Source organism: Kitasatospora xanthocidica, assembly GCF_014656195.1.
GTDB classification, from domain to species: Bacteria; Actinomycetota; Actinomycetes; order Streptomycetales; family Streptomycetaceae; genus Kitasatospora; species Kitasatospora xanthocidica.
Genome location: NZ_BNBY01000011.1, coordinates 79,863 through 97,510 on the forward strand (window position 1 = coordinate 79,863; position 17,648 = coordinate 97,510).

The 17,648-nt window shown below is 75.1% G+C and carries 17 protein-coding genes; 5 read left to right on the forward strand and 12 right to left on the reverse strand.

What is annotated here, in order from left to right:
• Positions 1-128 precede the first annotated feature (128 nt).
• From IE332_RS20940 to IE332_RS20955, 4 genes are all read left to right on the forward strand, one after another.
• Positions 129-1,130 (forward strand): Lrp/AsnC family transcriptional regulator, encoded by a 1,002-nt coding sequence (locus IE332_RS20940; RefSeq protein ID WP_189918643.1) that lies wholly within the window; start codon positions 129-131, stop codon positions 1,128-1,130.
• Positions 1,131-1,335: 205 nt separating this feature from the next.
• Complete coding sequence (locus tag IE332_RS20945; protein WP_189918645.1) at positions 1,336-2,223, forward strand: isocitrate lyase/PEP mutase family protein; 888 nt, start codon at positions 1,336-1,338, stop codon at positions 2,221-2,223.
• Positions 2,220-2,549: a hypothetical protein gene (locus tag IE332_RS20950; protein ID WP_229928763.1), complete on the forward strand. Its 330-nt coding sequence runs from the start codon at positions 2,220-2,222 to the stop codon at positions 2,547-2,549. The genes IE332_RS20945 and IE332_RS20950 overlap by 4 nt, the downstream gene beginning before the upstream one ends.
• Positions 2,550-2,554: 5 nt before the next feature.
• Positions 2,555-3,679: a bile acid:sodium symporter family protein gene (locus tag IE332_RS20955; protein WP_229928783.1), complete on the forward strand. Its 1,125-nt coding sequence runs from the start codon at positions 2,555-2,557 to the stop codon at positions 3,677-3,679.
• Here the strand turns inward: IE332_RS20955 and IE332_RS20960 are convergent.
• From IE332_RS20960 to IE332_RS20995, 8 genes are all read right to left on the reverse strand, one after another.
• Positions 3,645-4,109 carry a hypothetical protein gene (locus IE332_RS20960; RefSeq protein ID WP_229928764.1) on the reverse strand — a complete coding sequence of 155 codons (465 nt, stop codon included), beginning with the start codon at positions 4,107-4,109 and terminating at the stop codon, positions 3,645-3,647. The two genes, IE332_RS20955 and IE332_RS20960, sit on opposite strands and share 35 nt — an antisense overlap.
• A 281-nt stretch (positions 4,110-4,390) precedes the next feature.
• Complete coding sequence (locus IE332_RS20965; protein ID WP_189918946.1) at positions 4,391-5,350, reverse strand: sigma-70 family RNA polymerase sigma factor; 960 nt, start codon at positions 5,348-5,350, stop codon at positions 4,391-4,393.
• A gap of 18 nt (positions 5,351-5,368) precedes the next feature.
• The gene (locus tag IE332_RS20970) at positions 5,369-6,661 is read right to left on the reverse strand and encodes an NAD(P)/FAD-dependent oxidoreductase (protein WP_189918648.1); all 1,293 of its coding nucleotides are present in this window, start codon (positions 6,659-6,661) and stop codon (positions 5,369-5,371) included.
• Between the two features lie 184 nt (positions 6,662-6,845).
• Positions 6,846-7,688: a hypothetical protein gene (locus IE332_RS20975; protein WP_189918650.1), complete on the reverse strand. Its 843-nt coding sequence runs from the start codon at positions 7,686-7,688 to the stop codon at positions 6,846-6,848.
• Positions 7,685-9,547, reverse strand: a complete 1,863-nt coding sequence (locus tag IE332_RS20980; protein WP_189918652.1) for a GMC family oxidoreductase — start codon at positions 9,545-9,547, stop codon at positions 7,685-7,687. Before IE332_RS20980 ends, IE332_RS20975 begins: the two co-directional genes overlap by 4 nt.
• Complete coding sequence (locus IE332_RS20985; protein ID WP_189918654.1) at positions 9,544-10,023, reverse strand: hypothetical protein; 480 nt, start codon at positions 10,021-10,023, stop codon at positions 9,544-9,546. The genes IE332_RS20980 and IE332_RS20985 overlap by 4 nt, the downstream gene beginning before the upstream one ends.
• A gap of 299 nt (positions 10,024-10,322) precedes the next feature.
• The gene (locus IE332_RS20990) at positions 10,323-11,396 is read right to left on the reverse strand and encodes a TIGR03617 family F420-dependent LLM class oxidoreductase (RefSeq protein ID WP_189918656.1); all 1,074 of its coding nucleotides are present in this window, start codon (positions 11,394-11,396) and stop codon (positions 10,323-10,325) included.
• A 235-nt stretch (positions 11,397-11,631) separates the two neighbouring features.
• Entirely contained in the window at positions 11,632-12,303 is a 672-nt protein-coding gene (locus IE332_RS20995; RefSeq protein ID WP_189918658.1) for a type 1 glutamine amidotransferase domain-containing protein, read from the reverse strand.
• A gap of 174 nt (positions 12,304-12,477) precedes the next feature.
• Here IE332_RS20995 and IE332_RS21000 point away from each other — a divergent pair, with 174 nt between their 5' ends.
• A complete protein-coding gene (locus IE332_RS21000; RefSeq protein WP_189918660.1) occupies positions 12,478-13,386 on the forward strand; it encodes a LysR family transcriptional regulator in 909 nt (302 codons plus the stop codon).
• Here IE332_RS21000 and IE332_RS21005 read toward each other — a convergent pair.
• From IE332_RS21005 to IE332_RS21020, 4 genes are all read right to left on the reverse strand, one after another.
• Positions 13,299-13,973, reverse strand: a complete 675-nt coding sequence (locus IE332_RS21005) for a hypothetical protein (RefSeq protein ID WP_189918663.1) — start codon at positions 13,971-13,973, stop codon at positions 13,299-13,301. The two genes, IE332_RS21000 and IE332_RS21005, sit on opposite strands and share 88 nt — an antisense overlap.
• A gap of 187 nt (positions 13,974-14,160) precedes the next feature.
• Positions 14,161-14,997, reverse strand: coding sequence for an ABC transporter permease (locus IE332_RS21010; protein ID WP_189918665.1), 837 nt, complete (start codon positions 14,995-14,997; stop codon positions 14,161-14,163).
• Positions 14,994-16,037 (reverse strand): ABC transporter ATP-binding protein, encoded by a 1,044-nt coding sequence (locus tag IE332_RS21015; protein WP_189918667.1) that lies wholly within the window; start codon positions 16,035-16,037, stop codon positions 14,994-14,996. The genes IE332_RS21010 and IE332_RS21015 overlap by 4 nt, the downstream gene beginning before the upstream one ends.
• A 162-nt stretch (positions 16,038-16,199) precedes the next feature.
• Positions 16,200-17,627, reverse strand: a complete 1,428-nt coding sequence (locus tag IE332_RS21020) for an RtcB family protein (RefSeq protein WP_189918669.1) — start codon at positions 17,625-17,627, stop codon at positions 16,200-16,202.
• Positions 17,628-17,648 lie beyond the last annotated feature (21 nt).

A 17,648-nucleotide genomic window follows, 5' to 3' on the forward strand; every position in this document is an offset into this window, starting at 1 on the left:
TCCTCCGTAACGCTTGTCCGCCGGACGTACGCGGCGGGTTCGACCGGACGTCCCCACGGTCCGGTCCCGGGTTCGTCGCCCGCCACGCACGCCGCCGGATGCGGCGGGAACTGGCACACTGGCGCCCCATGAAGACGGATACCGTCACCCTGGACGAGACCGACCTCGGGCTGGTGCACGCCCTGCAGATCGACGGGCGGGCTCCGTTCCGCCTGATCGGCGAGGCCCTCGGCGTCTCGGAGAACACCGCGGCCCGCCGCTACCGCCGTCTCCGCGCCGCCGGGACCCTCCGTGTCGTGGGCGGCCTGAACGGCTCCCGGCTGGGCTACCACGCCTGGACCGTGCGGCTGCGGTGCACACCCGACGCGGCGACCGCCATCGCCGGAGCCCTGGCCGCCCGGACGGACACCTCGTACGTCCACCTGCTCTCCGGCGGCACCGAGATCTCCTGCAGCGTCCAGACCCCGACCGCCGACGAGAGCGAGGCGCTGCTGCTGCACAAGCTGCCCCGGACCGGCCGGATCACCGACGTCTCCGCCCATCTGCTGCTCGACAGCCATGCGCTGCCGAACAGTTGGGCCGGCCCCGCCCGGCTCGGCCCCGAGCAGGCCGCCCTGCTGGCCCGGCCGCCGGTCGACCGGGCCAGGGACGCCGGGGCCGTACGGATCTCGCTGGAGCCGCCGGACCGTCCGCTGCTCGACCTGCTGGCGCGGGACGGGCGGGCGAGCCACGCCGAGCTGGCCGCCGCGACCGGCTGGTCCGAGTCGACCGTACGGCGCCGGCTCGCCGTCCTGCGCGGGGCCGGGGTGCTGACCTTCCTGGTCGACGTGGCGCCCGCCGCGCTCGGCTTCCGCACCGAGGCCCGGCTGTGGATGTCCGTCCGGCCTTCGCGGCTCGCCGCCACGGCCGCCGCCCTGGCCGGCCACCCGGAGGTCTCGCTGGTGGCCCACACCACCGGGCCGACCAATCTGCTCGCCGCCGTCAACTGCCGGGACTCGCCGGACCTCGCGCGCTACCTGACCACCCGGGTCGCGGCGCTGGACGCGATCCGGAGCATCGAGACGGCGCCCGTCGTCCGCACGGTGAAGCGCGCGGGCACCCTGCTCCCGTTCGACCGGTCTTCCCGGTGAGCCCGGCTCGCGCCTGCCCTTTCAGCGCGCTTGGCATATGAACTTGTTTTACGACGTGCCGATTTTCTCCACACCCTCACTCCAACGGGGGAATCTCTTTTAAAGATTTGCCCACGGAACATTAAAGGCCGCATGATGATGGCACCTCAGTTTGGTCTAGTGATCACCAAGTTCAGGCAAAGTCATCCCAGGCGAGGAGAAGGCCATGTTCCACGGCACCACGACGACGGACACCCCCGGGCAGCGGCTCCGCACGGAGATCGCCGGCCCCGGCACCACGCCCCTGATCGGCGTCTACGACATGTACTCGGCCTCGATCGCGGCCGAGCACTACAACGGCATGTTCGTCTCCGGCTTCGGATTCGCGGCCTCCTACTACGGGCTGCCCGACATCGGCTTCATCGCCTGGCCCGACATGGTCGCCTTCGTCGAGCGGCTGCGCGGAGCGTTCCCCGGCCACCACCTCCTGGTCGACATCGACGACGGCTACGTCGATCCCGAGGTCGCCTGCCACGTCGTGCGCCGACTCGAACGGATCGGCGCCTCGGGCGTGATCCTGGAGGACCAGAAGCGGCCGCGCCGCTGCGGTCACGCCGACGGCAAGCAGGTCCTCCCGTTGGAGGAGTACCTGGAGAAGCTGGAGCTCGTCCTCGCCAACCGGACGGACCTCGTGGTGGTCGCCCGCACCGACGCCACCGAGGAGGACGACATCCTGCGCCGCGCCCGCGCGCTCGCCGCCACCGACGCCGACGTGGTGCTGGTCGACGGCGTGCGCAGCGAGGAGTGGATCCGCCGGATCCGCGCGGTGGTCGGCGACAAGCCGCTGCTGTTCAACCAGATCGCGGGCGGCAAGTCGCCCCGGCTGTCCCTCTCGGAGCTGACGTCGCTGGGGGTGGACGTCGCCATCTACAGCACGCCCTGCCTGTTCGCCGCGCACCGGGCGATGGACGAGGCGCTGGCCGGCCTGAAGGTCGCCGACGGGCGGCTGCCCGCGTCCGCCGAGGAAAGCCGACAGATCGGCGTGCGGGAGTCCACCGAGCTGCTGGAGCGCAACATCGCCCGCTCCCGCGGGCTCACGGCGGTGACGGCGTGAGGGCGGGGCAGCGCGGGCCCGCCCCGCCCCCGACGGCCGCCGCCCGGCGGGCCGGCGTGCTGCGGGTGCTGGTCGGCACCTGCGCCTGCGCCCTGCTGCTCATGGGCGGTGCCGTGCCCGCGGCGGCGGGCGGCAGCCTGATCACGGTCGTGGACAACTCCAACGCCGACTCCTGGCTGGAGATCGACCGCACGGCCAATCTCCAGAACGGCAGCGGCTCCGCGGGCAGCGACCACGACGGCGCCGGATCGCTGGTGGGCGGGCTGCTCGGTGCGGCGCCGTCGCTCGGGCCCGCGCTCCGCCCGGTGGCGGGAGGCGGCCCGTGACCGACATGACCACCATGACCGACCGTCCGGCACGGCGGGCCCGTCGGCTGCTGCCGCGCCGGTGCGATCCGTACCTGGCCGCATTGGCCGGGACGGTCGGCCTGGCCTCGCCGTTCCCGGCCTCGGGCGGGTCGGCGCGGATCGCCGAGGCCGCCTGCGACCTCGCGGTGGCGCTGCTGTTCTTCCTCTACGGCGCCCGGCTGTCCACCCGCGAGACGCTGGCCGGGCTGCGCCACCTGCGGCTGCACGGGCTGGTGCTGGTCGCGACCTTCGTCCTCTTCCCGCTGCTCGGGCTGGCCACGGCGCTGCTCACGCCGGTTCCCCTGACCGCGCAACTGCAGACCGGGGTGCTGTTCCTCTGCCTGGTGCCCTCGACGGTGCAGTCCTCGGTGGCGCTCACCGGCGCCGCCGGGGGCGACGTCCCCGCGGCGATCTGCGCGGGCACCTACTCCAGCCTGGCGGGGCTGCTCCTCACCCCGCTGCTGTCGGCCTGGCTGCTGGGCTCACACACCGAGCTGTCCGCCGACGGGCTGCTGCGGATCGGGCTCCAACTGCTCGCGCCCTTCCTGCTCGGGCAGGTGCTGCGCCCGTGGATCGGCGGCCTCCTGACCCGTCACAAACGGGTGCTGACACCGGTGGACCGCGGTTCGATCCTGCTCGTCGTCTACACGGCGTTCAGCGCGGCGGTGGCCCAGGGCATCTGGCACCTGGCCACTCCCGGCGCCCTGCTCGGGCTCCTCACGGTCCTGCTCGCCCTGCTCGCGGTCACCCTGGCGGCCACCGGGCTCGGCGCGCGGCTCCTGGGGCTCGACCGGTCGGCCCGCGTCGCGGCGGTGCTGTGCGGGTCGCAGAAGAGCCTGGCCGCCGGGCTGCCGATGGCCACCGTCCTGTTCGGGCCGCAGGCGGGCCTGATGGTGCTGCCCTTGATGCTCTACCACCAACTCCAGCTGGTGGTCGGCACGGTCCTGGCCGGCCGCTGGTCGCGGGCCCGGGAACCGGATCCGGCACCGGAATCGACATCGGAACCGGCGGCACCACCGGCACCGGCACCGGCACCGGCACCGGGCGCAGCACCGGTCACCGCCACGGCCGGGGTCACCGCTGACGGCGCTCCGCCAGCGCGCGGCTGATCCCCCGGCGCAACCGGGTCGACGCCCCGGGCACGTGCCCGAGCCAGTTCAGCCGCTCGACCGTCAGCTCCGGCCGGCGGGCCAGCTCCAGCACGGCCGCGAACGGGCGGTCGCCCTCCCCCAGCCGCACCGCCACCAGGTCGACCAGCCGCCCCAACGGCTCGCCGGTGAACGCGGGATGGGCGGCGATCAGCTCGAGCAGGTAGTTGTCGTTCCAGGTGCTGTGGCGCCGGACGGACAACGAGGCGAGCAGTTCGGCGGGCGCGGCCGCGTTCCCGGCGATCGCGTGCCAGACGAACGGGTACTCGCACCGGGCCAGTTGCCGCAGCACGTCGGGGTTCGACGTCCGCTCCGCCAGCCGACGGTAGTCCCCGCCGTCGTGCAGGTGGCGCAGCGCCTCGACGTCATCCGTCCGGTCGGTCTCGTCCATGTCGAGGCGTGACCCTAGCAGGCCCGCTGCCGCCCCCGGACTCCCGGGCCCACGGGGCGGGTGGCTCGTCCGGACACGGTTGATGACCGGCTCCCGGCCTTCACCGGTCGGTGGCCCCTCGCAGCCGACCCGGGTGTTCGACTGCGGCAGTGCGGCACTTGAACGGCTCGTCGGTAGGCCGGTCCCACCGGCGCCACCGCTTCAGGCACCCTGAGGGCACCTCACCCGCCGACGGCGCCGGCGGGTGAGGTGGCGCCGGCGGTGGCACGGGGACGCCGGAGTCACCACCGGGCGATGAGCGGCGGGCCCGGTCGGTGCCGCCGCCAGGCCTCGGCGAGGCGGCGGAGGCGGGCGGGGGTGCCGATGCCACGGACGGTGGCGATCCTGCCGTCGGCGAGGTCGAAGGTCACGGCGCCGATCACCTGGTCCCCGAGCGTGAACAGGATGGCGGGGGCGCCGTTGACGACGGCGTAGTGAAGGGAGGATGTGCCGCCGACGAGGCGTCGTTTCGCGGGTGTGGGCCGGAAGCCGGCCCGGGCCATGGCGGCGATGCGCTGCGGGGTGTCGTACCGCACCAGGGTCTCGGCGGGGCCGGCGCCGTTGGCGTCGGAGACCGCGGTCGCGTCGTCGGTGAGCAGCGCCACCAGCCGTTCGGTGCGGCCCGAGGAGGCGGCAGCGAGGAACTCCTCGACGATCCGGCGGGCGGAGGCCGGGTCGGCTTCGCCCCCGCCGCGGCGGCCGGCGGCGATGCGGTGCCGGGCCCGGTGGAGGTGCTGCTGGCTCGCCGACTCGGTGATGCCGAGGATCTCGGCGATCTCGGTGTGGCGGTAGGAGAAGGCTTCGCGCAGGAGGTAGACGGCCCTTTCGAGGGGAGGCAGGCGTTCCATGAGGGTCAGTACGGCGAGGGACACCGATTCGCGCTGCTCGAAGGTGTCGGCCGGTCCGAGCATCGGGTCGCCGTCGAGGAGCGGTTCGGGCAGCCAGGCGCCGACGGAGCGCTCACGGCGGGCCTGTGCCGAGCGGAGCCGGTCGAGGCAGAGGTTGGTGACGACCTTGGTCAGCCACGCCTCCGGCACCTCGATCCGCTGCCGGTCGGCGGCCTGCCACCGCAGGAACGCGTCCTGGACGGCGTCCTCGGCGTCGGTGGCTGAGCCCAGCAGCCGGTACGCCAGCGAGGCCAGCCGGGTCCGGCCGGCCTCGAAGCGGCTGGTGTCGAAGCGGTCGATGGCGGTGCCGTCCACGTGGGTCACCCTAGGTGGCTACGCGGCCGTGGTGCGGGCGGGGGCGGTCGGCCCTGCGGTCGGCCCCGCGGTCGGTGTCTCGGCCGGCACCGCGGCCAGGCGCCGCTTGCGCTTGGGCAGGCCGAAGGTGGGGTGCGCGTTGGCCCACAGCGACATCCTGAGGATGCCCGACTTGATCCGTGCGGCCTTCCGGCCACCGGTGTACGTCGGCTTCGCCCGCCCTTCGCCGTCGACCGTCTGCAGGATCCCGTCCCGCCGTCCGAGGCTGATGTGGTTGCCCGGGTACGCCAGCTTGGTGTTCGCGGTCCTGCCGCCGGTCAGGCGTCCCACGATCGCGGCCATGGCCCGCATGGCGGTGAAGCCGGCCGAGGCGCAGGACATCGGCAGTGGCCGGCCGTTGTCGCCGACGGCGTGGACGCTGTCACCGACGGCGTACACGTCCGGGTGCGAGACCGACCGCATGGTGTGGTCGACGAGGATCCGGCCGTCCTCGGTGACCGCCAGCCCCGCGGCGGCCGCGACGGGACCGACCGCGAACCCTGCCGTCCACACGGTCACGTCGGACGCCAGGACGGTGCCGTCGGCACAGAGCACCCGCGCCGCCTCGACGGCTTGGACGGCGGTGTGTTCCACCACGGTGATGCCCAGCCGTTCGCAGGCCCGGCGCAGGTGGCCGCGGGCTCCGGCGGAGAGCCGGGCGCCCAGCTCGCCGCGGGCGACCAGCGTCACCGACAGGCCGGGCCGGGATTCGGCGATCTCGGTGGCGGTCTCGATGCCGGTCAGTCCGTCGCCGACGACCAGCACGCGCCCGCCACCGCTCCCTCGGCCGAGGCCGTCCAGGCGCTCGCGCAGGCGCAGCGCCGAGGGCCGGCCGGCGACGTCGTAGGCGTGCTCGGTGACGCCGGGCACGCCGTGGTCGGCGACATGGCTGCCGAGCGCGTAGACGAGCGTGTCGTAGCCGAGCTCCCCGCTGCCGGTGCCGCCATCGCCGTCGGCGCCGGTGCCGCCATCGGTGCCGGTGTCGGTGTCGACGGCGGTGTCGGCCACGGTGACGACCCGGCGCTCGGGGTCGACCGCGGTGACCCGGGCGAGGCGCAGCCGGATCCCTGTACCCGCGAAGACCTCGGCGAGTCGCGGGGCCACGACCTCCTGGCCGGCCGCGAGCTGGTGCATCCGCAGCCGCTGGACGAAGTCCGGCTCGGCGTTGACCACGGTGATCCGGACGTCCGTCGGGGACAGTCGGCGGGCCAGGCTCCCGGCGACGTGGGACCCGGCGTAGCCGGCTCCGAGGACGACGATGCGGTGCTTCATCAGGTGCTCCTGTCGGCTCGCTCGATCGCTTGCTCGTGTGCTCTCGGCGACTTGAGCGGGGCAGCGCCTCGATTGCTGACAGGAACTAGGTGTGAGGTGGGTCACAGGCCGGCGGGAGCCCCGGCGACGACTCCCGCCGGCCTGGTCAGGGCCGGGTCAGGGCCAGGTCAGGGACCGGGGGGCGTCATCGGACGTAGTAGGCCCGGTTGTGGGCGGCGACCGGTGGGGACTGGTAGGTCCAGACGCCGGCCGCCGGGGCGTCGGCGATCAGGTGGGCGAGGTCGCGGGCGGACTCCTCGGCGGGGTTGCCGAGGTCGAGGCGGACGCGCTCGGCGGTGCGGTCGTCCAGGGCGTAGTAGCGGTACGGCTGGTAGACGTTGAGCGGGCCGGCGAGCAGCTTGCCCTCGTCGTCGGTGCCGTAGCCGGTGATCGGGGTGTTGTTGACCGGTTCGGGGGTGAGGCCGACCAGGTTGACGTCCAGGGCGAGGAGTTGCTCGTCGTGGCGCTGCAGCCCGTCCGGCCCGAGGGTGGCGCGTCGGCAGGAGACGGACCAGCGTTCGCGCACGGCGGGCGCGTTGAGGGAGGGCAGGGTGCTCTCGAACCAGCCCGGGTGCTTGGGCTCGGCATAGAGGCGGCGTCCGGCGTCGATGGCCAGCGGGTTGTCGCAGAGCACGTGCAGCCGGGCGATGCCCAGCAGCTTGGTCTGGTCGTAACCCCTGGCGTACTGGCCGTAGTTGACCACCGGGATGCGGTCGTCGGCGAACACCGGGTGGGCGATCAGGTTGATCTCCAGCTCCTGGGTGATGCCGCCGCCGTTCGGGTACTGGGCGAAGTAGAGCTGGTAGTTGAGCGACACGCAGGCCCCGCCGTCGAAGGCGGCGGCTTTCAGCCCGGGGTGGCGCTTGCCGAGCAGCTCGCGCGCCCGCTCGCGGTCGACCAGGTAGTCGACGCCGATGTTGTGCAGCGCGCCGTAGTGGAAGGGCAGGTGGTACGGCTCCGGTACGGGCGGCAGTGGCAGGCCGGTCATGAGTGCTCCGAGGGCGAGGGTTCGGGGGTGCGGGAGGTGGACGCGGCCGGGGGTGTCACGGCTGCCGGGCGGTTCAGCTCCAGCAGGTCCCGGTGCATCCGCCCGGCGCTGCGCAGGGCGAGCGCCGCCATGGTGAGCGAGGGGTTGGAGGTGCCGAGCGAGGGCATCGAGCCGCAGCCGACGGCGTACAGGTTGGGGTGGTCCCAGCAGCGCTGCCAGTGGTCGACCACGGAGGTGGCGGGCGAGTCGCCCATCAGGTGGGTGCCGCCCGCGTGGCCCGCGCCCCGGTAGCCGTGGACGGCCCCCCGGTGTTCCAGCCGGCCCGGCCAGGCGGCCGCCGGGTAGGCGGTGTGGTCCTCGGCGCCGAGCAGGGCGAAGAGCTGGTCGGAGACGGCCCGGGCGGAGGCCATGCCCTCGCGTACGTAGTCGGAGAGGTCGTAGCGGACGGCCGGTGCCGGGAGGCCGAGCGGGTCGCGCCGGTCCGGGTCGAGGGTGACCCGGTTGGCCGGGTCGGCGGGCTGCTCCAGTTCGAATTGGAGCGAGAACTGGCGGCCGAGCCGGTCGCCGAGGCGCTCGCGCAGCTCCTTGCCGCGCAGCCCGGCGGCGAGCAGTGTCGCGGCCTCCGCCTCCGGTGCTCCGCCGGCCCAGGACCAGCCCCAGTTGCCGATCTCGATCCGGAACGGTGCCCGGCGCTCGCGGCCCGGGCCGAAGCGGAAGGCCTCCAGCCCGCTGGTGGAGCCGGGCCCCCGGTAGGGGCCGACCGGGCGGGGCATCAGGCCCCAGGTGAGCAGAGCCGGGTGGTCCATGAGGTTGCGGCCGACCTGGTCGCTGCGGTTGGCCAGGCCGGACAGGAGCAGCAGCCGCGCGTTCTCGATCGCGTGCGCGGCGAGCACCACCAGGTCCGCCACCACCCGGTGGGCCCGGCCGCCCGCCAGGTACTCGACCCCCTCGGCCCGCCCGGTCTCCGGGTCGGCGAGCACCCGGCTGACCACGGCCTCGGTGCGCAGTTCGACCCCGGCCGCCCAACGGGCCTGGGTGCGCAGCGGGGTGTACTTGGCGCCGGTCGGGCAGGCCGGGACGCAGCCGGCGCTGCCCGCGCAGAGCGGTCCCTCGGTGAGCGGTCCGTCGGTGAGCGGTCCCTCGGCGGACCGTCCGCCGGCGGGCCGTCCGTGCACGGAGGCGGCGCGGGTCGGAACGCCGTTGCGGGCGTGCGGGGTGGCGGTGACGGCGAGCCGGGCGGGGTCGGGCACGGCGGGGTCGCGGACGGTGCGGCCGTCGAACGCGTCGGCCAGCTGCCGGTCGAGGAAGCTGGCGGGGATGGCGCGCATCGGGAAGTCGTAGTCGGCCGGGATGGGCAGTCCGACGGCGGCGCGCTGCTCCCCGGCGTCGGCGGCGACGCCGAGTTCGCGTTCGGCGGCGCGGTAGTGCGGCTCCAGGTCGTGGTAGCCGATCGGCCAGTTGCGGCCGTGGCCGAGGTCGCCGGTGCGGAAGTCCTCGGGGTGCATGCGCGGGGCGAGCCCGGTCCAGAGCAGGCCGGTGCCGCCGTTGGCGCGCAGGTAGCCGCTGGCGTAGGGCAGCGGACCGTACTGGCCGAGGTGTCCGGTGGCGGTGAAGCCGCCGTCCGGCAGGCCGGTCAGGTCGGTGACGTCGGGTGACGGCGCGTCGGGGCTGTGCGGGTAGGGCGAGGTGGGCGGTCCGCCGCCGGCCGCGCGGTGGGCGGCGGAGGCCTGGGCGCCGGTGGGCGCGGCCCGTCCGGCTTCCAGGACGAGCACGCGCCAGCCCTGCGCGCCGAGCTGGTGGGCGACCAGGGTGCCGGCGAAACCGGCGCCGACCACCACGGCGTCCCAGCGCGCGCTCATCGGGCCTCGCCTCCGAGCGCGGCCCCGCCCAGCGGCGCCCCGCCCAGGGCTGCCCCGCTTCGGGTGGCCCCGTCTCGGGGGGCCTCGGCCCAGCTGCCGTGCCCGGGGGCGGCGGCGCCGGGCGGCGTGGCCCGGAAGGTGCGCCAGACCAGGCCCTGGTCGTGGGCGCGGGCGGAGCTGGGTGCCTCGCCGGGCCAGGCGCCGACGTACCAGAGGTGGACGAGGGCGTGCTCGTCGCGGACCCGGTGGGCGAGCGCGGTGCGGTGGTGCTCGTCCGCCATGCCGGTGGCGCGCAGCTCGGGCACGTCGAAGCCGGTCAGTTCGGCGCTGACGCGCAGGAACTCGTCCAGGTCGGCCAGCTCGTCGGCCACTTCATCAGGCAGTTCGTCGGCCAGTGCATCGGCCTCGGCGGCTGCGACGGGATCCCAGCTCTCCGCCAGGTCGTAGTCGGCCGGACGCTCGTCGGACACGGACACGCGGGCACCCCCTCGATCGGCAGCGGACGGCAAAGGCCCCGGCGGTGGCCGTGGAACCGGTGGCCGGGGAACGGATGGCCATGGCCAAGACATGACAGGCCCTGGGCCCGGCAGGAACGGAGCGCCCTGCCTCACGGCACCGCCGGTCCCGCCGTCGTGATCCTGCCGCCGGCACTCGCCACCGGAAACCCGTTGCCCGAATCTGCCCGGACTTGATCATTCCTCGCCCGTACAGCCATCCACTTCGACCGTTCGACACAAGGAATCGATCATCGAGGGCCGGCCGTGGTCATCCCCGGTCAGCCCAGGGCGCGCACCGCCGCCAGCACGTCCAGGCCCAGCTCCGGGTCCGTGTCCTCGGGCAGGTTGACCGAGAGCCGGGTGACCAGGCCCGCGTACCGGCGGTGGATCTCCGCCGCGGCCTCCTCCACCGAACCGGACACCGCGAAGGTGTCGAACACCTCGTCGTCGATCAGCGCCGCCATCTCCGCCCACCGCCCGCGCACCGAGTGGGTGTGCAGCTCCTCCTGCAGCCCCTCCCAGCCGTGCTGCGCCAGCACCGGGCGGTAGGCCGGCGTGGAGGCGTAGAAGGCGAGCCGCTCACGCGTCGCGGCCCGACTGGCCGCCAGCTCCTCCTCGGTGCGTCCGGTGGCGGTGAGCACGTTGCCGACGACCTCGAACGGCCGGCGCGTCCACTCGGCGCCCTCCGCCTCGGCCCGCGCCCGCTCCTCGGTCAGCCCGGGCAGCACCTGCTCGGTCAGGTACGCGGTGGAGGTGAACGGGTGGCTCAGGAACCCGTCGGCCACCGCCCCGGCGGTGCGGGTCATCAGCGGCCCGACGCCCGCGAGCAGGATCCGCGGCACCCCGGCCGGGACGGGGTCGGGCGAGAAGACCGGGGTCATCACCGTGTGGGTGTAGAACTCGCCCCGGAAGCGCAGCCGTTCACCGGTCTGCCAGCTCTGCCAGATCGCCCGCACCGCGTGGACGTACTCGCGCATCCGGGCGGCCGGACGGTCCCAGGGCATCCCGAAGCGCTTCTCGATGTGCGGCTTGACCTGCGAGCCCAGCCCGATGACGGCCCGTCCGCCGGAGGCCGCGTGCAGGCCCCAGGCCTGGTAGGCCAGCGTCATCGGGGTGCGGGCGAAGGCCACCGCGATGCCGGTGGCCAGCTCGATCCCGGTGGTCCGGTCGGCGGCGCGGGCGAGCTGGAGGAAGGGGTCGTAGGCGGTCTCGGCCACCACCAGCCGGTCCATGCCCCGGCGTTCGGCCCGCTCGGCGGCGTCCAGGATCCCCGCCGGGTGCCCGGAGGCGGTGGCGTCGAGGCGGAGGGCGGAGGGTCGGTCGGCGGGTCGGTCGGCGGCGGGTCGGTCCATGGCAGTGCTCCTGGGTGCGGGCAGCGGTGCTACCCGGGTAGCCTGCCACGCCGCCGCCACCGGCACCGCCACCAGCACCGGCACCGGGCGGCCCCGCCTCCCCTGGCAGGACGCCCGCGCGATCCGGGCGGGCCGCCCCTCGCCGCCTACGGCCTCCGTCGGCGGAGACCCGACGGCAGGAGGCGCCCCGTCGTCCCGTCCCCGGGCGTCCCGACGGGCGCCCGCGCCGCGGCCGCTACGCCTTCAGCAGCTCCAGCAGCCCGGTGGCCACCAGGGCGGAGGAGGCCGGGTTCTGGCCGGTCACCAGGTTGCGGTCGACCACCGAGTGCGGCGCCCAGGGCTCGCCCTCCTGGAAGTCCGCGCCGAGGGCGACCAGCCGGTCCTGGAGCAGCCAGGGCGCCCGGTCCGCCAGTCCGGCCTGGGTCTCCTCGGCGTTGGTGAAGCCGGTCAGCCGGTACCCGGCGAACGGCGAACCGCCGTCCTCGGTACGGGCGGCGAGCAGCGCGGCCGGGCCGTGGCAGACCACGCCGAGCGGACGCCCCGAGGCCAGCGCCTTCGTCAGCAGCCGGCCGGAGTCGGCGTCCACCGCCAGGTCCTCCATCGGGCCGTGGCCGCCGGGGTAGAAGACGGCGTCGTAGTCGGCCGGGTCGACCTCGGCCAGCACGAGCGGCTGCCGGAACTCGGCGATCTCCTCCAGCGCCGCGGCGATCGCCGGGTCGGTCAGGCTGGCCCGGTCGGCGACCGGCACGACCCCGCCCGGGGTCGCGACGGTGACCCGGTGGCCGGCCGCGGTCAGGGCCTGGTACGGAACGACGGCCTCCTCCGCCCAGAAGCCGGTCGGGTGCTTGGTGCCGTCGTTCAGTGTCCAGACGTCCGTACCGGTCAGGACGAACAGGATGTCGGCCATGGTGGGTGCCTCCAGTGGTGCGGTCCCCGCCACGACGACCCCGCCGCGGCGCTCACCCGGCCGACGCTAGACCCGGCGGGCCCGCCGGAACCAATGGGCCACGCGATGCGATCCATCGAAATTCCGATGGCTCGCTCGGGCGGCGCAGCCATCGGGATCCCGTAGGCTCGACGCATGAGCGATCGGCTGCCGCCGGGCTCCGGCCCCCTGGACCTCAACCACCTGCGGACCTTCCTCGCCGTGCACCGCGTCGGCTCCTTCACGGCGGCCGCGCACCTCCTGGGCCTCTCCCAGTCGACGGTGACCGCGCAGATCCGCGCGCTGGAGCAGCGGCTCGGCCGGGAGCTGTTCGAGCGGCGGGCCCGCGGGGTCGGCCCGCTGCCGTACGCGGACGACCTCGCCGCCCGGCTGGCGGAGCCGCTGGACCGGCTGGCGGGCGTCACCGACGGGCGCGGGGACGTCGTGCCGGAGCCGGTCCACCTGGCCGGGCCGGCCGAGTTCCTCGGCGCCGTCCTGCTGGCGAAGCTGGCGCCCCTGGTCGCCGAGGGCGTCCAGCTGCGGGTGACCGGCGGGCTGACCGACCCCCTGCTGGAGGAACTGCGGGCCGGACGGCACGACCTGGTGATCGCCACCCGGCGCCCGCGCGGCCGCACGCTGCTCGCCGAACCGCTGGCCGACGAGGAGTTCGTCCTGGTCGCCGCCCCGGTCTGGGCCGAGCGGCTGGCCGGCCGGGAACTGCCCGAGGCCCTGGCCGACGTGCCGCTGCTCAGCTACGCCGAGGACCTGCCCATCGCCCGCCGCTACTGGCGCCACGTCTTCGACCAGCGGCTGCACGCCCGGGCCGCGGTCACCGTGCCGGACCTGCGGGCGGTGCTCACGGCCGTGCTGGCCGGCGCCGGCTGGAGCGTCCTGCCCGGCTACCTCTGCCGGGCCGAACTCGCCTCCGGGGCGATTCGGTTGCTGCACGAACCGGCCGACCCGCCGATCAACACCGCCTACCTGGTCCGCCGCCCGGCCGAGTCGGCCAATCCGCACGTGGCCCTGGTCCGCGAACGGCTGCTGGCCGAGGCCTGGGCCTGCTGAGGTCCGGGCCGCCGACCCGGTCGACGTCGGAGCAGGAGGCCCGCCGCCAGGGCGGCCGACAGCCCGCAGGCCGACCAGAGCACGATCCCGGTGCGCCCGACCGGCGGCTCGGGGAAACGGGCGGTCGGCCCGGCCGGTTGCGGGCCGAAGCGGGACCGGAGCTCGCCCGCGTCGAGCGTCACCTGCTTGACCGCCGACTCGCCGAAGGCCGCCGTGGTGTCGATGTGCACGCTCGACACCGGGTACGGGAAGCGCCGCCAGAACACCTCGGCCTCCGCGCGGGCGACGGCCATCGCCTCGTCCGGGTCGTGCTCCTTGCCCGAGTAGCTCACGTCGAGCCGGTAGCCGGCGGCGGTCCGGTCGCCCACGGTGAAGCAGGCGAAGGTGGGCAGGGCGTCCTGCAGCTCCCGCACCCCGGGGAAGCCCGGGGCGCACGGACCGTTCCAGTCCGGGGCGGTCGCGGCGCCCCAGCCGGCCAGCGCCGCGACCGCCAGGGCGGCCACCGCCGCCGGCCACGGCGCTCGCCGGGTCGTCGTGCCGCTGCCCGCCCGGCGGGGTGGGGCGGGTCTGTCGTCGCTGCTGTCCATGTGTCCGTCCGCGCGTAATGATCACCGTCGCCGGGTCGGCGAGGGGGATCATCATGCCGGACGGCTGCTCCGGGCGGTGAAGCGGGATGCGGTCGACCGGTGCACCTGGTCAGGCGGTCGACCGGCGTGCCCGGCGTGCGGTCGGGCGGCGTGCGGTCGGCCGGCGTGCTCTCGGCCGGCGGCGGGGTCAGATCGCCAGGTCGCGCCGCTCCAGCAGCCGGAACGCCAGCAGCAGTCCGAGCAGACCGACACCGGTCAGCACCCCCAGCGCCGCCCACGGCACCCCGCCGTGACCGAGCACGTCGCCCGGGGCGTAGTAGTGGAACGGGCTGAAGTAGCGCAGCGCCCGGGCCGGGGACCAGGCCAGCGCGACGAAGTTGAGCGCGAAGCCGACCGCGCCGAAGACCACCGCCGCACCGATCACGTGCGCCCGCCGCCGGCTGAGCGCGGACACCGCCAGCACCGGCCCGGTCAGGCAGAAGGCGAGGGCGCAGCCGAGCAGTCCGGCGGTGAACACCGCGCCCTCCGGGACGGCGTCGCGCAGCTTCGGGGAGAACGCGACCCCGAGCGCGACGGTCAGTGTGGCGGCGGCGTTGAGCAGCACCGAGGCGGCGACCAGGGCGCCGGTCCGCTCGGCGAGCAGCCGGCGCCGGGAGACCGGGCGGGTCATCAGCAGCTCGATGGTGCCGGACTCGACGTCGGCCGCGACGGCGGCGGCGCCGAGCGAGCCGATCACGGTGAGCTGGAGCGCGATCCAGAACGGGTGGGTCAGCCCGGCGCCGAGCAGGCCGGGGTAGCTGGCGATGGAGATGTCGCCGTTGGAGCCGCTGAACGCCCGGAACGCGCCCGGCGGATTGCGGCGGGCCGCGCCGAACAGCTCCTCGGGCGCGACGGTTCCGGCGATCACCACGATCAGGGTCTCGAAGACGACCATGCCGAGCAGCAGCGAGAGCAGCATCCGGCGCCGCCGGTGCAGGGCGAGCCAGACCAGGGGGAGGCGGCGGCTGACGGTGCCGGGGGTCACGGCGTCGTCTCCCCGTCCGAGCCGTCGCGGTTCCCGTCCGCCGCCTCGTCCTCGCCCGCCGCCCCGACCGCCGCCTCGCCGTCGCCGTCGCCCTCGCCCTCGCCGTCGCCCTCGCCGTCGCTCTCGCCATCGCCCGAGCGGTACAGGTCGAGGAAGGCCTCGTCCAGGCCCGCCTCCTCCACCGTCAGGTCGGCCACCGGCAGTTCGGCCAGCAGGCCGCGCACGGCCGGGACGACCTCGTCCGGCGGCACCAGCAGTTCGACCCGCCGGCCGTCCCAGCGCGGGGACCACCGTTCGGCGGCGCCGAGCGGCCGGGCGCCCAGTCCGTCGGCGAAGACCAGCCGGACCCGGCGGGCCCGGGCGTGGCGCAGTTCGGCCACCGAACGGACGGTCACCAGCCGGCCGTGGCGCACGATGGCGACCCGTCCGCAGGTGCGCTGCACCTCGGGCAGTACGTGGCTGGAGAGCAGGACGGTCCGCCCGGCCGCGGCCTCCTCGGCGAGCAGCTCGTAGAAGGTCTCCTGGACCAGCGGGTCCAGGCCCTCGCTCGGCTCGTCCAGTACCACCACCGGGGGCCGGTGCTGGAGCGACTGGACGAGCCCGAGCTTCTGCTTCATGCCGCGCGAGTACTCCCCCACCGGGCGGGCCAGGTCCGCCCGGGAGAGCTTCAGCCGGTCGCACAGTTCGCCCTGGCGCGGCACCGGGGCGCCCTGGAGGGCGGCGAGCAGGTCGAGGGTCTGCTGTCCGGTCAGTTCGGGGTAGAGCCGCAGTTCGCCGGGCAGGTAGCCGATCGAGGGGGCGAGCCGGCGGTGGTCGGCGACCGGGTCCAGGCCGAGCACCCGCACCTGGCCCTCGCTGGGGCCGAGCAGGCCGACCAGGCAGCGCAGGGTGGTGGTCTTGCCGGCGCCGTTGGGGCCGAGCAGGCCGAACACCTCGCCGGCCGCGACCGACACGTCCAGCCGCTCGATGCCGACCGTGCCGCCGTAGCGCTTGGTGAGCGACCGCAGTTCGATCACCGAGCCGGTTCCGTCGCCTGGCATGGCCCACCTCCTGTGTCGGGTGCGTCGGTTATCAAAGCGCTCGCGGCGGGGCCTGTCGAGAGACCTGGCCGGGGCAACCGGGTACCACTCGGCTGCGGGCGCACCGGCGACGGCCCGAGCCACGGCGTCGAACGCGCGGCGCCCCGCACCGGGAACGCCGGCTCATCCCTTGCAGACGCCCAGCGGCACCAGCCGGGCGACCGGCCGCGCCAGCCCGGCGGCCTCGGTGACGGCGGCCACCGCGTCGACGTCCTTGTACGCCTCGGGTGTCTCCTCCGCGAGCGCCCGCCACGAGGTGGGCCGGACCGCGATGCCCTGCGCCTCCAGGTCGCTCTTGAGCTGCTCGCCGCGCACGGTGCGCAGCGCCCGGTGCCGGCTGAGCACCCGTCCGGCGCCGTGGCAGGCGGAGTGGAAGGCCTCGTTGCCGGGAAGGCCGACCATGACGTACGAGGCGGTGCCCATGGTGCCGGGCACCAGGACCGGCTGCCCGGCGGCGGCGAGGTCGGCGGGCAGGTCCGGGTCGCCGGGCGGCAGCGCGCGGGTGGCGCCCTTGCGGTGGACGCACAGTCGCCGGGGCGCGCCGTCCACCTCGTGGGTCTCCAGTTTGGCGAGGTTGTGCGAGACGTCGTAGACCAGCTCCAGCCCGACGCCGAGCGCGGTGGCGAAGGCGCGTCGGGCGGCTTCGGAGAGCAGCTGCCGGTTGGCGCGGCCGTAGTTGGCGGCGGCGGTCATCGCGCCCAGGTAGGCGCGGCCGCGCGGCGAGTCGACCGGGGTGCAGGCGAGTTGGCGGTCCGGGAGGTCGATCTTGTAGCGGTGCAGTTCGCGGTCCATGGCGTGCACGTGGTCGGTGCAGATCTGGTGGCCGAGGCCGCGTGAGCCGCAGTGGATCATGACGCAGACCTGGCCGGGCCGCAGTCCGAAGGCGGCCGCGGTGTCCGGGTCGTGCACCTGGTCGACGGCCTGCACCTCCAGGAAGTGGTTCGCCGAACCGAGGCTGCCGACCTGCTGCAGCCCGCGCTCCACGGCCCGGGTGCTCACCTCGCCGGGGGCCGCGCCGGCCAGCACGCCGCGGTCCTCGCAGCGCTCCAGGTCGCGCGGTACGCCGTGGCCGTGCTCGACGGCGTAGCGGGCGCCGCCGAGCAGGAGGTCGTCCAGTTCCTCCGGCCCGGACAGCTGCCACAGGCCGCCCCGGCCGAGGCCGCGCGGGACGGTGCGGTCCAGCAGGTCCATCAGCCGGCCGATCCGCTCGGGGTCGAGCTCCTCCCGGTCGACGCCGGCCGCCAGCAGCCGGACCCCGCAGGAGATGTCGAAGCCCACCCCGCCCGGCGAGACCACGCCGCCCTCGTCGACGTCGGTGGCCGCGACCCCGCCGATCGGGAAGCCGTAGCCCCAGTGCACGTCGGGCATCGCGTAGGAGGCGCGGACGATCCCGGGCAGCGTGGCCACGTTCGCCACCTGTTCCAGCGCCTTGTCCCCGGCGTCCTGCGGCAGCAGCGCCTCGGAGGCGAAGACCACCCCGGGCACCCGCATCGGCGGGCGCTGCTCGATCCGCCAGCGGTAGCGGCCCGCCGCGGTCAGTGCGATCTCCATCCCGCTCACCCCGCTCACCTC